The sequence below is a fragment of the Sinobaca sp. SA16-1 genome, assembly GCF_059510515.1.
This window is the reverse complement of sequence record NZ_JCAKFL010000005.1, coordinates 1-14,320: the sequence shown is the minus strand read 5'-3', so window position 1 is coordinate 14,320 and position 14,320 is coordinate 1. Positions and strand designations below refer to the sequence as shown.

General features: G+C 50.9%; 15 protein-coding genes, 1 tRNA gene and 2 rRNA genes. 7 read left to right on the top strand and 11 right to left on the bottom strand.

Features of this window, described 5'->3' with window-relative positions:
• Window positions 1–102: 102 nt before the first annotated feature.
• From AC5W2J_RS14190 to AC5W2J_RS14170, 5 genes are all read left to right on the top strand, one after another.
• Window positions 103–1,707, top strand: a complete 1,605-nt coding sequence (locus tag AC5W2J_RS14190) for an ATP-binding protein (protein WP_496060116.1) — start codon at window positions 103–105, stop codon at window positions 1,705–1,707.
• Window positions 1,704–2,405, top strand: a complete 702-nt coding sequence (locus AC5W2J_RS14185; protein WP_496060115.1) for a response regulator — start codon at window positions 1,704–1,706, stop codon at window positions 2,403–2,405. The genes AC5W2J_RS14190 and AC5W2J_RS14185 overlap by 4 nt, the downstream gene beginning before the upstream one ends.
• A 137-nt stretch (window positions 2,406–2,542) precedes the next feature.
• A complete protein-coding gene (locus AC5W2J_RS14180) occupies window positions 2,543–3,544 on the top strand; it encodes a tripartite tricarboxylate transporter substrate binding protein (RefSeq protein WP_496060484.1) in 1,002 nt (333 codons plus the stop codon).
• A 74-nt stretch (window positions 3,545–3,618) separates the two neighbouring features.
• Window positions 3,619–4,077 carry a tripartite tricarboxylate transporter TctB family protein gene (locus AC5W2J_RS14175; RefSeq protein ID WP_496060114.1) on the top strand — a complete coding sequence of 153 codons (459 nt, stop codon included), beginning with the start codon at window positions 3,619–3,621 and terminating at the stop codon, window positions 4,075–4,077.
• A 15-nt stretch (window positions 4,078–4,092) separates the two neighbouring features.
• A complete protein-coding gene (locus tag AC5W2J_RS14170; RefSeq protein ID WP_496060113.1) occupies window positions 4,093–5,589 on the top strand; it encodes a tripartite tricarboxylate transporter permease in 1,497 nt (498 codons plus the stop codon).
• Window positions 5,590–5,606: 17 nt separating this feature from the next.
• Here the strand turns inward: AC5W2J_RS14170 and tsaD are convergent, their stop codons facing one another.
• The 7 genes from tsaD to rrf (AC5W2J_RS14135) all read right to left on the bottom strand — a co-directional run bounded on the left by tsaD (window position 5,607) and on the right by rrf (AC5W2J_RS14135) (window position 9,604).
• Window positions 5,607–6,620: a tRNA (adenosine(37)-N6)-threonylcarbamoyltransferase complex transferase subunit TsaD gene (tsaD, locus tag AC5W2J_RS14165; protein ID WP_496060483.1), complete on the bottom strand. Its 1,014-nt coding sequence runs from the start codon at window positions 6,618–6,620 to the stop codon at window positions 5,607–5,609.
• Window positions 6,617–7,087 (bottom strand): ribosomal protein S18-alanine N-acetyltransferase, encoded by a 471-nt coding sequence (rimI, locus tag AC5W2J_RS14160; RefSeq protein ID WP_496060112.1) that lies wholly within the window; start codon window positions 7,085–7,087, stop codon window positions 6,617–6,619. Before rimI ends, tsaD begins: the two co-directional genes overlap by 4 nt.
• A complete protein-coding gene (gene tsaB / locus AC5W2J_RS14155) occupies window positions 7,084–7,788 on the bottom strand; it encodes a tRNA (adenosine(37)-N6)-threonylcarbamoyltransferase complex dimerization subunit type 1 TsaB (RefSeq protein WP_496060111.1) in 705 nt (234 codons plus the stop codon). The genes rimI and tsaB overlap by 4 nt, the downstream gene beginning before the upstream one ends.
• Entirely contained in the window at window positions 7,785–8,246 is a 462-nt protein-coding gene (gene tsaE, locus AC5W2J_RS14150) for a tRNA (adenosine(37)-N6)-threonylcarbamoyltransferase complex ATPase subunit type 1 TsaE (RefSeq protein ID WP_496060110.1), read from the bottom strand. The genes tsaB and tsaE overlap by 4 nt, the downstream gene beginning before the upstream one ends.
• 2 nt (window positions 8,247–8,248) lie before the next feature.
• On the bottom strand, window positions 8,249–9,253 hold the full coding sequence (thiL, locus tag AC5W2J_RS14145; protein WP_496060109.1) for a thiamine-phosphate kinase: 1,005 nt from the start codon (window positions 9,251–9,253) through the stop codon (window positions 8,249–8,251).
• 137 nt (window positions 9,254–9,390) lie between these two features.
• A tRNA-Met gene (locus tag AC5W2J_RS14140) sits at window positions 9,391–9,467 on the bottom strand.
• A 20-nt stretch (window positions 9,468–9,487) separates the two neighbouring features.
• Window positions 9,488–9,604, bottom strand: a 5S ribosomal RNA gene (gene rrf / locus AC5W2J_RS14135).
• A 195-nt stretch (window positions 9,605–9,799) separates the two neighbouring features.
• Here rrf (AC5W2J_RS14135) and AC5W2J_RS14130 point away from each other — a divergent pair.
• Together AC5W2J_RS14130 and AC5W2J_RS14125 are read left to right on the top strand one after the other, a co-directional pair.
• Entirely contained in the window at window positions 9,800–9,946 is a 147-nt protein-coding gene (locus AC5W2J_RS14130) for a hypothetical protein (protein ID WP_496060108.1), read from the top strand.
• A gap of 73 nt (window positions 9,947–10,019) precedes the next feature.
• Window positions 10,020–11,114, top strand: a complete 1,095-nt coding sequence (locus tag AC5W2J_RS14125; RefSeq protein WP_496060107.1) for a threonine synthase — start codon at window positions 10,020–10,022, stop codon at window positions 11,112–11,114.
• A 59-nt stretch (window positions 11,115–11,173) separates the two neighbouring features.
• Here the strand turns inward: AC5W2J_RS14125 and AC5W2J_RS14120 are convergent, their stop codons facing one another.
• From AC5W2J_RS14120 to rrf (AC5W2J_RS14105), 4 genes are all read right to left on the bottom strand, one after another.
• Entirely contained in the window at window positions 11,174–12,319 is a 1,146-nt protein-coding gene (locus AC5W2J_RS14120) for a trans-sulfuration enzyme family protein (protein WP_496060106.1), read from the bottom strand.
• Between the two features lie 24 nt (window positions 12,320–12,343).
• Window positions 12,344–13,300, bottom strand: coding sequence for a 5-oxoprolinase subunit C family protein (locus AC5W2J_RS14115; protein WP_496060105.1), 957 nt, complete (start codon window positions 13,298–13,300; stop codon window positions 12,344–12,346).
• Between the two features lie 27 nt (window positions 13,301–13,327).
• Window positions 13,328–14,059 (bottom strand): 5-oxoprolinase subunit PxpB, encoded by a 732-nt coding sequence (gene pxpB, locus AC5W2J_RS14110; RefSeq protein WP_496060104.1) that lies wholly within the window; start codon window positions 14,057–14,059, stop codon window positions 13,328–13,330.
• A gap of 129 nt (window positions 14,060–14,188) precedes the next feature.
• Window positions 14,189–14,305 (bottom strand): 5S ribosomal RNA (gene rrf, locus AC5W2J_RS14105).
• Window positions 14,306–14,320: the final 15 nt, after the last annotated feature.

The following is a 14,320-nucleotide window of genomic DNA, read 5'->3' as shown; positions in this document are numbered from 1 at the left end:
ACTTATCAACAGACGTCCCTGCTTTTCCCGAAGCTGCTTGACGTTATCCCCATTTCCCCGTATTCTTAAGAAAATGTAAGCGATTTAAAAGGGGAAGTTGCTGTGAAAATAACAATTCGGACGAAAATCATTTTCCTGGTATCCGGCATTATTGCCTTTGTTACAATTCTTTTGTCCGGAAGCTATGCCTTTATGGAAATGCATGATATCGAAAGCACGCTCGGCGATAAAGCACTCAGCACCGCAACGTATGTAGCAGCATCCCCTGTCGTGCGGGATGCTTTTTCTGCGGAGGATCCCTCCGAGGTGCTGCAACCCTATGCCGAAGAAATCCGCGAACAGTCTGGTGCGGAATTTGTCGTGATCGGCAACACCGAAGGCATCCGCTATGCCCACCCGGACGAGTGGCAGATTGGCGAAAGCATGGTCGGCGGCGACAACGATCGGGCGCTGCTGGAGGGTGAGGCCTATATTTCCAGAGCCACCGGTACCCGGGGGCCGTCGCTTCGCGGAAAAACGCCGGTCCGCGACCAGAATGGCAATATTATCGGCATTATTTCCGTTGGCTTCTTAATCGAAGATCTGCAGGCCGCTGTCTTCCGGCGGATTGCTCTTTTAGCCGGCATCGCTCTTCTGGCTGTGGCCTGCGGGGTGATCGGCAGCATTATGCTTTCCCGCAGCATCAAAAAGGATATGTACGGCCTCGAGCCCTATCAGATTGCCAACATGTACTCGGAGCGTGACGGGATTTTAAAAGCCATCCGGGAAGGCATTATTGCCATTGATACCGAGGGCCGCGTCACACTGATGAACCAGTCGGCCGCTGCCATGCTTGGCGTTTACGGCACAGTCGAAGGGCGGCATATCAGGGAGCTTCTCCCCGCTTCGAATATGGAGCGGGTGCTCGAGAGCCTGGAGCCGGAATACAACCAGGAGATACAGCTCGAAGACACCACTTTGATTGTTAACCGGGAGCCCATTTATAAAAAAGGAGTAATCGCCGGCGTCGTCTCCAGCTTCCGCGACAAAACGGAAATGATGCAGATGGCCAACACCCTCTCTGACATCCAGCGCTACTCCGACGACCTGCGCTCCCAGAACCATGAATTTATGAACAAACTCTATGCCCTGTCCGGCTACCTGCATCTCGGCAAAAACCGCGAGGCCCTGCAGATGATCGATGAGGAGACGAACTTGCAAAAGCAGCAGGCCTCTGTCGTATTCGGTCAGATTCTCGATCCGACCATCCAGGCTATTTTATCCGGGAAAAGCGGCCGCGCCTCTGAAATGAAAGTGGTTTTCCGTGTGGAAGAAGACAGCCAGCTCGACGTGCTTCCCTCTTCCATCGGCAAAGTACAAATGGTCTCCGTACTCGGAAACCTGATCGACAACGCGCTCGAAGCGGCCGGACAGCACAGTACGAAGCCGGAAGTCCGCTTTTTTGTCACCGATATCGGCAACGACATCATATTCGAAATCAGCGATAACGGTCCCGGACTCGCCGATTCGTTCGAGAAACTCCTGGAAAAAGGCGTTTCCACGAAATCCGGGGCGAAAAAACGCGGCTACGGCCTGTCCGTGATCCAGCATACCGTTCATGAACTGCACGGCATGCTGGAGTATACATCCAGTGAAGAAGACGGCACCGTTTTTTCCGTCTATATCCCTAAACACCAGCACACTGAGAAAAAGGAGGACATCTCATGATTATGACCGCCATTGCAGAAGATGATTTTCGCATTGCCCAGATTCACCAGGAAATCGTTGACGGCCTCGAAGGCTTTGAATGCCGGGCGAAAGCCGCCAGCGCCGCTGAATTGCTTGATCTGCTCCGCACTTATGATATTAAGCTTCTTCTGCTTGATGTATATATGCCGGACAGCATGGGAGTCGACCTGCTTCATACGATCCGCGGGGAATATCCGGAGGTGGACGTGATTATTATTTCAGCCTCCACGAACACTGAACATATAAAAAAAGCATTCCGCTACGGCGTGTTTGACTACATTATTAAACCGGGCTCCCTCGACCGCCTGCAGGAAACGCTGCAGAGATACAAAACGTTTCATCACAGCGTCTCCGGCGTTCCCGAAATGTCACAGAAAGAAATCGATGAATGGTACAGCGGTACGGCCCCGGTACCGCCGGAAACCCCTGCTCCCGCTTACATTTACGGCGAAGAGCCGCTGCCAAAAGGCATTGATGCACTGACGCTCCGCACCGTCCAGGAGCGCCTGACAGAAATGGCCGAAGGGATCACCGCCGAAGAAATGGGAAAACACCTTGGGGCTTCCCGGACGACAGCCAGACGGTATTTGGAATTTTTGATTTCAGTTAATAAAGGCGAGGCAAAGCCGATTTACGGCATTGTCGGCCGCCCGGAGCGCCGGTACTTCAGCCGGTAGCTCTTTTTTTTGTGCACAAAATGAACAAAACCCCCGCTTTTGTTTTTAATAGAACTTATTTTGTAAACGGTTACATTTGTAATCGTTTTCTTTATGCTTAGGCTATTCAATCAAAGGGGGTCATTATTTTGAAACATATGAAATTAGCAGCTTTTGGACTTGTCTCTGCCGTCACGTTATCGGCCTGTGGCTCAGGCAGCGAATCATCCGGCGGGGAAGGCGGCGGCTGGGAGCCGGAACAGTCCATTGAAATGGTAGCTCCATCCGGTGCGGGCGGCGGCTGGGACACAACCGCACGGATGGCTGCAGAAGGTTTTGAAACAGAGGGCATTCTCGATGAAGGCATGGGTGTTGTAAACAAAGAAGGCGGCGGCGGTTCGGTCGGCTGGTCCTATATTCAAGGGAAAAGCGAAAATCCGCATCACTTGTTTGTGGCCTCTCCTCCCCTTCTGCTGATTCCGCTGAACGGTCAGTCCGATGTCGGCTACGAAGACTTTACGCCGCTTGCGAACATGATTTCCGATTACGGCGCGTTTGCCGTACGCGATGATGCTGAATGGGAAGATTTAAATGAACTATTTGAAGATATGAAAGATGATCCGGAAGGCATTACCGTTATCGGCGAGTCCTCGCCGGGCAGTATGGACCACATGCAGTTTGTTAAAATTGCTGCGGCCGCAGGCGTTGATCCAAAATCCGTTAAATACGTATCGGCTCAGGATGGCAGCACGATGACAAACCTCTTAAACGGAAATGCGGACGTGTACTCCACCGGCGTTACCGAAACCATTGAGCAGGTTCGCGCAGGCGAAATCCGTGTGCTTGGTATCACTGCCGAAGAGCGGATGAGCGGAGACGTGATTGAAGACTTTCCGACTGCTGTTGAGCAGGGAATCGATGAAACGTTCGTGAACTGGAGAGGATTCTTCGGCCCGCCGAACATGACAGACGAGCAGGTCGCGTACTACGAAGAGAAATTCCAGGAGCTGAACGACTCCGAGTTCTGGGCGGATACCCGCGATAAGTATGGCTGGGAAGAAGCATACATGAACAGTGAAGAGTACGGAGCTTTTCTTGAAGAAGAGAGTGCTTCCATGCAGGAACTGCTTGATGACGTCGGCCTTTACAACCAGGAGTAAATAAAGCACAGGCAGAAAAGGTGTCCTGCTGAAAGCCGGCACCTTTTCTTTTCTATACGAAAGGAGAGCATCTTATGCTGAAAGCACCGCACCGGAAAGTCAGCCTTGTCCTGATGGCGATTGCCGCCTACTATTTGTACCTGGCATTTCAGCTTCCCAGTTTTATGAATTCGATTATTGATTCCGATACGCTTCCTAAAGCGCTGGGGATTCTGCTGATTGTGCTCAGCTTGATTTTATTTTTCATGCCGGATAGTGAAACACCGGAACAGAAAGAAAAACGCAACATCCCCAAAAATGATGTATTCATGCTGATCGGCACGTTTCTCATGATTCTTGTGTATATCTTTTTTCTGGAAATACTCGGATTTATTCTCGTTTCTATTATTTTTATTTTTCTGTGCAGCCGGTTTCTCGGATACAAAAAGCATGTCACCAACGCGATTGTGGCCGTGCTGTTTCCCGTTACGCTGTATCTCATCTTTACACAACTACTGGGTATCTCCCTTCCTTCCGGGATTCTGCCTATTTAGAAAGGAGCATGCAGCATGGGTAATTTTGAAGGTATATTAAGCGGGCTTCAGCTCGCTCTTAGTGTAGAAGGTATTATGTTTGTATTTCTCGGCGTACTGGCCGGAACCTTTATCGGAATGATGCCGGGTCTCGGTCCTATCAGCGCCATCGCCATTATGATTCCCTTAACGTACAGCATGGACCCGACCATTGCGCTCGTCCTGATGGCAGGTGTGTATTACGGAGCCGTATTCGGGGGATCAACCTCTTCCATCCTCCTGAACGCTCCCGGAATTGCCGGGACGGTAGCCACTTCTTTTGACGGCTACCCCATGGCCCAGAAAGGGCAGGCTGGAAAAGCCCTGGCCATTGCCGCCATTGCCTCATTTACCGGCGGCACCATCAGCGTCGTTCTGTTAATGCTTTTCGCACCGATTCTCTCCAGTGTGGCCATTGTGTTTGGACCGCCGGAGTACTTTGCACTGATGATTTTAGGTCTGACCGCTATATCGAGCCTGTCGGACGGTTCGACCGTAAAAGCACTGATTGCTGCTGTTGTCGGCATTATGGCCGTCACGATCGGCATTGACAGCCAGACCGGCACGGCGCGCTTTACCTTTAATAATCCGAATCTGCTTGAAGGCATTGATTTTCTCGTCGTCGCACTCGGCCTGTTCGCTTTAGCCGAGATCTGCAACCTGATTATTAACCGGAAAGACAAATTAAAAGGCAACGAAAACATCGGCAGCCTGAAGTTATCCAAAAGCGACTACAAAGAAATGGCCGGCCCGATGACACGGCAGTCTTTTCTTGGATTTATACTAGGCGTGCTTCCCGGCGCCGGTGCCACCATCGCTTCGTTTATCGGCTACATTACGGAAAAGAAAATTTCGAAGAATCCGGAAGAATGGGGCAAAGGTGCTGTAAAAGGCATCGCAGCTCCGGAAACGGCAAATAACGCGGCTACAAGCGGTGCGTTCGTTCCGCTTCTCAGCCTCGGTATTCCAGGCTCCGGTACGACCGCCGTACTGCTTGGCGCCCTGCTCGTTCTCGACGTCCAGCCCGGTCCGCTTCTCATTACCGACCGTCCGGAATTGTTCTGGGGCGTAATTATCAGCATGTACGTCGGCAATATCTTTCTGCTCGTATTGAACCTGCCGCTGATTCCCTATATTGCGAAGGTGCTTGCCATTCCAAGGCCGCTTCTGATTTCTTTAGTCATTATGTTCAGCATGATCGGCGTGTACTCCATCAGCTTTAATACGTTTGATCTTTACATGCTGCTTGCGTTTGGCGTGCTCGGGTATTTCATGAGACTGTTCTCTTTCCCGGCCGCTCCGCTGATTCTCGCCTTTATTCTCGGCGGGATGATGGAAAATTCATTCCGTCAGTCCATGACGATCGCCAACAACGACTTATCGATTTTCTTCACGCGCCCGATCGCAGTCAGCCTTCTCGCTGTCGCAATGCTCGCATTTGCCGTGCCGCTCTGGCAGGCTGTGCGCAGCCGTAGAAAAGCAAAAACGTCATAAAAAAAAGCCCGGTCTGCTTATGTTAAAGCAAGACCGGGTTTTCCGTTCAGATCCCAATCGGCAAGGTTCTGTTTGTTCCATTCTATATAAGCGGCCGCTCCGATCATCGCGGCGTTATCCGTGCACAGTTCAATCGGTGGTATCGTCCAGTCGATGTCCGAGCCGGCGAATGTTTCTTTGATTGCGGCGCGCAGGCCTTTATTGGCAGCCACGCCGCCTGCGGTAATCACCTGTTTGACGTCATACGCCAAGGCGGCGCGCTTTGTTTTTTCCACGAGCACTTCTACCACACTCTGCTGGAAACTCGCCGCCACGTCGGCTGCGTTAAATGGGGTGCCGCGCTGTTCTGCATTGTGCTTTGTGTTAATGACCGATGACTTCAGCCCACTGAAGCTGAAATCATACGAATCTGATTCGAGCCAGGCAATCGGAAGCTTTACCGTCGGCTCTCCTGTTGCAGCGAGCCGTTCCAGGTGCGGACCTCCCGGGTAAGGAAGGCCTAACGTGCGCGCTACTTTGTCATAAGCTTCCCCTGCGGCATCATCCCGTGTCTCTCCGATTACTTCCATGTGGCCCGGCTCTTTCATGTAGACGAGCTCTGTATGGCCTCCTGAGACAACGAGTGCCATCGCCGGATAAAGAATCGGCTTAACCAGTTCTGCTGCCTGAATATGGCCTGCGATATGATGAACCGGGATCAGCGGCAGGCCGTGGGCAAACGCCGCCGCCTTGGCCGCACTGATTCCGACAAGCAGGGCACCGACAAGTCCCGGACCTTCCGTGACCGCAATCGCTGTCAGCTGGGAAAAAGGAAGCTCGGCTTCCAGCATCGCCTGCTCCATCACCTGCGTAATGATTTCCGTATGGTGGCGTGAGGCTATTTCCGGCACAACTCCGCCAAACCGCTTATGACTGTCCATCTGCGAGGCAACGACGCTGGAAATAATTTCGCTGCCATTTTTCACAACCGAGGCTGCGGTTTCATCACAGCTCGTTTCAATAGCAAGGATGACTACATCTTCTTTTATCATTGCCAGTACCGCTCCTTCAGGTTCACCCACATAACCAGCGCGTCCTCCTGATTATCGGTGTAATAATTTTTGCGGATCCCGCCCGCTTCGAATCCGTATTTCCGGTACAGATTCTGGGCGAGGTGGTTGCTTGTGCGTACTTCAAGCGTCATCGTAAGCGCCCCATAGGTCAGGGACAGCTCCAGCACGTGCCGCATCAGTGCATCGCCTATGCCAAGTCCTCTTTTCGATTGATGAACCGCTATATTTGTAATATGGGCTTCGTCCATGATGATCCAGACACCGCAGTATCCTACAATCTCACCCTCGTATTCCGCTACCAGATAATAGGCAAATTGATTTAACAGCACTTCATTTTCAAACGCTTCTTTTGTCCACGGGACGGAAAAAGCATCTACTTCTACCTTATAAACGCCGTTGACGTCGTCTGCGGTCATGAGGCGGACCGTCGTCTGTTTCTCTATCATGGCCGGCTGCCGCCTCCTGCCTCCAGCCATTTTTTCTCTGCTTCTGCCAGCTGGGCATATTCCGGTACGAGCTCATGGGCGTGCACAGCAAGCTCCTCGTGCTGTGCCGCTGCTGCGGCCAAAGAGGAGGCATGCGGCACAGCCTGTTCGGCTGAAGCAAACTGAACATCCGCGCGGGCAGCAAGCACCCGGTCTTTATGTTTGTCCGCTTCTTCCCCAATTAACAGCACCGGTCCCTCCAGCGCCTCCAGCTTCTCAAGCCAGGCCGGCACATCAAGTACGCCGTCCGGCTCTACCCGGCGGCACACGCCGTTTTCGGAAAAATATATGCCGGTGTAGACGTGATCTCTTCTTGCATCAATAAACGGCACGATCCATCCGCTGAACAGTTTCGCCTGTTCAGCAAGCAGATGCAGACTCGAAATACCGTACACCGGAATCTGCAGCGACCAGGCAAGCGTTTTGGCTGTCGTTACTGCAATCCGCACCCCGGTATAAGAACCGGGTCCTTTGGCTGCTGCGATTGCATCCAGGTCCCCGGCCTTTATCCCGGTTTCCTTCAGAAGGGAATCAATCGCCGGCATCAGCCGCTGGGAATGGGTCTGCTTTAAAAAAGTCGTATACTCTCCAACCGTTCTTCCGTTAACCGAAACGGAGGCACTCATCGTTGATGTGGTTGTCGTAAAAGACAATATATTCATTCTGCCTTACGCTCCTCTATCCAATTCAGCCAGCTTCCGCTTTCCGCTGAAAAATGTATAATACGTTTGTCATCTCCGGCATACTCGATTGTAACCTGCAGCCGATCCGGGGCGTCCAGCCAGCCTTCAATCCGCTCCGGCCACTCAATCAGCGAGACGCCCTCTCCTTCAATGTACTCTTCCAGGCCGAGCTCTTCGCTTTCCTCTTCAAGCCGGTACACGTCCAGGTGATAAAAAGGAAGACGCCCCATATATTCTTTCATAATCGTATAGGTCGGACTATTTACATTGCCCGTCACACCGAGACCGACTGCCAGTCCTTTGGCAAAATGGGTTTTCCCTGTGCCTAAATCGCCGGACAGCGTGATCACGTCACCTGCCCGGGCCAGTCGACCAATCTCTTCGGCCCGCTTCATCGTATCGTCGGGAGAGACTGTCGTTATTTGAAAGGCTGCCATTGTTATCCCTGCCCTTCTTTTCCACTGAAGTGATTATACCCCTTTTTTTCTAGGGGGACTGCCTGCTTCTCGTCATGAAGCCAGACCCCGGGTGTTCCCGCTTCCACACGTCCGACTGCGGTTACTGTCAGCCCCAGGGCTTCGGCCCGCTGCCGGAAATCGTCCCAGCATCCGGCTTCGATCGTGCCAAGCAGTTCAAAGTCTTCTCCGCCGTAGAGCATCCACTTCCAGTAGTCCCCCGGGTCGTACCCGGCAAACTCATCCGGCACAGGCACCAGATCCTGCTCCAGGTGCATCTGGATGCCGCTCGCCTCCGCTATTTCAAAGCTTTCGCTTGCCAGGCCGTCGCTGATATCATTGAGCGCGATTCTCGCTTTCATGGAGGCGGCGAGCCGGCCCATTTCCACCTGCGGCTCCGGCCGCTGGTGATAGGAAAGAAGCGTCTGTTCTATAGAAGAAAAAGAAGCGTGTCTCCCTGTTTCCAACAGCAGCTTTAAGCCGGAAGCTGAACGGCCGACAGGACCGGTTAGAAAAATTACATCTCCTGCCGCTGCATTGCGCCGCAGCAGCCGGCGTCCGGTTTCAACGCGTCCGATGACAGTGATCGACACCATCAGTTCGTGCGCTGAGGACACTGTATCCCCTCCGATTAAATCCATCTTGTACCGGTCACCGAGTGCTGCCATGCCTTTATAGAGTCCGGAGAGCTCTTCATCCTCCCAGTGAGGAGGAATCGCAATTGATACAATATAAAAGGAAGGTTCTGCCCCCATCGCCGCCAGGTCGCTTATGTTAGCGGCCAGTGCTTTGTAGCCAACGTCATAAGGAGCCATCGTCTCTTTTTTGAAATGAATGCCTTCAATCATTGTATCCACACAAATGACTTCATCAAAAAAAGAAGACGCTTTGTAAATCGCAGCGTCGTCTCCTATTCCTTCTTCAAGTCGCGTTTGGTGGGAATGGGCAGGCGTGTGCTGTTTTATCCATTCAAATTCGTCTTTTGGCATGCTATCACCCATCTATTTTCTCGGTCTATTCGTTATTCTTTTAGTTTACCTTATTCTATAAAAAGCGCAAGAAAACGAAGGTATTCTTCATTTTGCGCATAAAAAAAAGCCCTTATCGGCTTGAATGGTAAAATAATTGGTTGCGGGAGGAGGATTTGAACCTCCGACCTCCGGGTTATGAGCCCGACGAGCTACCAGACTGCTCTATCCCGCGATATGGTAAAAAATTAACAAGCACGGCAACGTCCTACTTTCACAGGGGGTCGCCCCCCAATTATCATCAGCGCTGAAAAGCTTAACTTCCGTGTTCGGCATGGGAACGGGTGTGGCCTTTTCGCTTTCGCCACCGTACTTATTATTTTTTATGTGGTGTGTCTCTCAACGCCACGTATAATAATATACCACGCAATGATTCACACCGCAACCCTTATTTTAAAATTTTTTGTATTAATTTATTGTCAGAAATGTTACAATATTATAAATACTATAAATAGAAAGAAAGATGCCTGCTGTTGCCTATGAGGATGCGATAAAGGAGGGATTCTGGTGAATGTCGGCCGATCATTGTCTGCTTTTCTGCTGGCGAATGTAATGCTGCTTATGACGTTTATATTTCTACCTGTGCTAATACTAACAGACAATATCAGTGTCTTTCAGAACATGCTGAACTACATTAACAAATCATCATCATAAGGGAACAAAACAAAGGAACTGTCCCCTACGGGGCAGTTCCTTTCAGGTTTTATATAAAGAAAGGAATGAAAGTATGGAAAAATACATTTGCTCCATCTGCAGAAAAACATATGCGGCAGCTTCTATGATATGGAAATGCACGTGCGGAGGCGTGTTGGATCTACATAAAGATCATCCTTTGATAGATACAAAATCCTGGGACGAGCAGCCGCGTACTTTATGGCGGTATAGGCAGACCATGCCGTTTGCAAAAGACTCGAAAGCATGGGAATGCGTAACGATGGGAGAAGGCCAGACCCCTTTAATTGTGCTGGATACATCTGAACCTGATACGTATGTGAAAGTCGATTACATGATGCCTACCCTGTCTTTTAAAGACCGCGGTGCGTCCGTTCTGATCACCAGGGCGAAAGAATTAGGCGTGTCCAAAGTGATTGCTGACAGCAGCGGAAATGCCGGTACATCCATTGCAGCGTATGCGGCCCGATGCTCGATAGACTGCGAAGTGTTCGTAAGTGATCAGACGTCCCCGAAAAAAATCGCCCAGATTCAGGCCCACGGCGCCGTCATCAAACAAATTCATGGAACACGGGAGGAGGTTGCCGCCGCTGCCCAGCTGGCAGTAGAAACTGATGGTGTTTTTTATGCCAGCCACGTATACAACCCCTATTTTTTTGAAGGAACAAAAACATACGCTTACGAGATATATGAAGAGTTAGGCGGCGCTCCCGATACATTGCTTATTCCCGTGGGAAACGGCACGTTGTTATTAGGGGCATACTATGGATTTAAAGAATTACTGGCCAACGGGTTAATTGGTAAACTACCAAAGATCGCAGCCATTCAGGCAGCAAACTGTGCGCCGCTTGCCGCCGCTTACCAATCCACCACCGTCCCGGTACCACACCGGAGCACAGCAGCCGAAGGGATTGCCATCGCCGCACCGGCACGAGCCAAACAGATTATAGAGGCGGTGGCTGACACAAACGGAACCTTTATAACAGTGGAAGAAGACGAGATTGTAGAGGCCAGGGAGTATCTCAGCAGAAAAGGGTTTTATGTAGAAATCACTTCCGCTGTCAACTACGCCGGCTACCTTCAATACAGCAGAACGCCGGGGGAACAAGTGGTTATTCCTCTTTGCGGAGCCGGTATTAAATCAGGCTGATTTTAAGGAAATCGCATATAAAAAAAGAAGCTGTCCTTTTTGCGACAGCTTCTTTGACGTTATTTTTTTGCTGCTTCGAGTGCTTTGGAAAAGGCCGCAATAATATCCCGGCTGTCTTCAATCCCGACAGAGATCCGGACCGTCTGAACGCTGATACCGAGAGCCGAACGAATTTCTTCCGGAACGGTGCGGTGTGACGTGTTAACCGGGTAAGAGACCGTCGTTTCCACTCCGGCAAGCGATGGCATAATTTTAATCCACTGCAGGGAAGCAAAAAAGGTCTTAATGTCATACGCCTCGGACAGGTTGACGCTGACCATTGCGCCGTTGCCGTGCTCCGATAATCCTTTTGGATAAAAGACCTGGTCGGCACTTCCGCTTTCCTGGAACCATTCGGCCAGGCGGGCGGCATTATCGGACTGGCTCTGCATCCGCAGTCCCAGCGTTTTCAGGCCGCGGCAGGCCAGCCAGCTTTCAAACGGACTTAAATTGGAGCCCATCGAGATCATGCGTTTTTTCGCTTTCCCGATCAGCTCGGTTCCGCCGGTCAGCACCCCGGCGCTCACGTCACTATGGCCGCCGATATACTTCGTGGCACTGTGCACCACAAGGTCCGCCCCAAGCGTATAAGGTTTCAGAAGATAAGGCGTGGGAAACGTGTTATCAATCATTACCCGCATCTGCTCTCTTTTTGAAGCCATAGCGACCAGTCCGGCAATGTCCTCCATGCGCAGAAGCGGATTGGTCACCGATTCAGCATAAAGCAGCACGGTATTGGGCTGAATAGCCTGTTCCACATTGGCAAGGTCTCTAAAGTCGATCACGCTGACCTCAATTCCCCACTCCTGAAGCTCGGTCTGAAAGAGCTGATACGTTCCGCCGTACAGATCGAGCGGCACAATCATATGCTCCCCGGGTTTTACAGTGGCAAGTACCCCTGCGAGAATCGCTGACATCCCTGAAGATGTGGCCAGGCCGGCCGGTGCTTCCTCAAGCTCTGCCGTACCGTGGCCGAGATCATCGGAGTTGGGATTGCTGTACCGCGTGTACAGGTGCTCTTTTTCACCGGAAAAATACTGTTCCATATCATCAAGGTCCTGGAACGTAAACGCGGACGTCTGATAGATCGGTTTTGCTTTACTTACATTTTTTTCGCCGTCATTTTTCTGGAAATGAACCGCTTTTGTATTGAAATAAGGTGCCATAATTATATCTCAGCCTTTCGCTTGTCATTGATAGTTTGCTGCAAATTTAATACTTTTAATAAACGAGGTTTTCTTTTTCTTTACCTGATTGGCATTTTCCAAAGACACCTTTTTAAAACGAACCCTCTGGCCCGGATAAAGCTGGGCTGCTTTCGGCAGATCCGCCGAAATAACCGTCGCAATTCTCGTATAGCCGCCGGTTGTCTGCCGGTCCGCCATCAAAATAATAGGCTGTCCCCCTGCTGGTACCTGTATCGTTCCAAAAGAGGAGGCCTCCGACAAAATATCAGCCGATTCAACGTGGGATAAGGTCTCGCCTTCCAGGCGGCAGCCCATCCGGTCCGCGTCTTTTGTGACGGTATAGCCCTGCCGGTAAAACAATTCTACGGATCCAGGAGTAAACGCTTCTGCATCAGGGCCTTCAATTACCCGGAGCACCTGTTCATCCAGATACACCGGCTGCCGCTTGGGGGAAATACTTCTTCCGGTCCGGCCGTTGGCGCGGTCGGCATGATAGTACAGTATGTCATTTTTAAAAAGAGCTCGGCCTTCGATCCCGCCGATTTTCGCTTTTAAGTACGTGGAATAGCTGCCTAGAAACTGCTCTCCATCAAATCCGCCTTCTACCGTCAAATAGGCTCGGGAGCCATTTTTATGGCCTTTAAAAGAAAGCACATCTCCTTTATGTACACGAAAGCTTTTCCATTGAGGCACGGGCTTCCCATTACAGGCAGCATGGAGATCCGCTCCTGTCAGGGCGATGACCGCCTCTGTTTGGAACACGAGCTTTGGCCCCATAATCGTAATTTCCAGGCCCGGCGTGTCTTCTTCATTGCCGACAAGCAGGTTGCCGATCATTAAGGAATACACATCCATCGCTCCCGCAGGCGCAACGCCTCGGTCCTGGTACCCATAGCGGCCGAGATCCTGAATCGTCGTCAACAGTCCCGGTTTTTCTACTTTGCATAATATGTCCGGCATCGCTTTTCCTCCCCTCTTTACCTTACGTTAGACACGTTTGGCTTTAACACGAATCGTATATGTCTTCTGTTTGACCTGTTCTTTAATGGTTTTATAGTCAGTGGCCGATATTTCATAAAAATTCAGAAAATCCCCGGCCTGCAGTAGAATAGGCGGGTCTGTTTCCTTATTAAACAAGGAAATCGGCGACCGTCCGATAATGTTCCATCCTCCCGGACTCGTAATCGAATAAATCCCCGTCTGCTGGTTCGCAATCCCAACGGAACCGGCTTTGACGAGAGAGCGGGGGGTGTCGAGCCTCGGCACGGCCAAACGTTCATCCATTCCGCCAAGATACGGAAAGCCCGGCGTAAATCCCATCATGAAAATACGGTAATCCGGTTTCGTATGCATTGAAATAAGCCGTTTGCGGTTCAGGCCGGTATGCTTGATCACTTTTTCCATGTCGGGGGCATATGGTTCTTCATAACAGACCGGAATAAAATAGATCTGCGCCTGTTTAAACGAGCCGGCTCCTGCTTTTTTCACATAAGCATCCAATGCAGGAAGAAGCTGATTGTATGTAGTAAGAGAAGAGTCATAGTATACCGTAATTGCTCCATAAGAAGGCACCGCTTCGATGATCCCATAAGGGGGATGCTCTTTGAGCTGCTTCATAAAAGACTGTATCAATACGTGCGTTTTCTCAGAGATGGACGTATCCAGAAGAATCCGAATGCCCTGATCACCAATAGGAGAATACACAGGGGATAGTGTCATAGAACCAGGCTCCTTTATGTAAACCGGCCTTCAGCAGCCGGCAGATAATGTAAAAAAAGAAATGTTCCTAAAGTATAACAAAAAAAGCATCTTCCCACATTATCTAAATGGGGAAAGATGCTTATGGGTGCCCGGCAGCGTCCTACTTTCACAGGGGGTCGCCCCCCAATTATCATCAGCGCACAAGAGCTTAACTTCCGTGTTCGGCATGGGAACGGGTGGGACCTCTTGGCTATCGTCACCGGACGGGTGGTTCCTTCA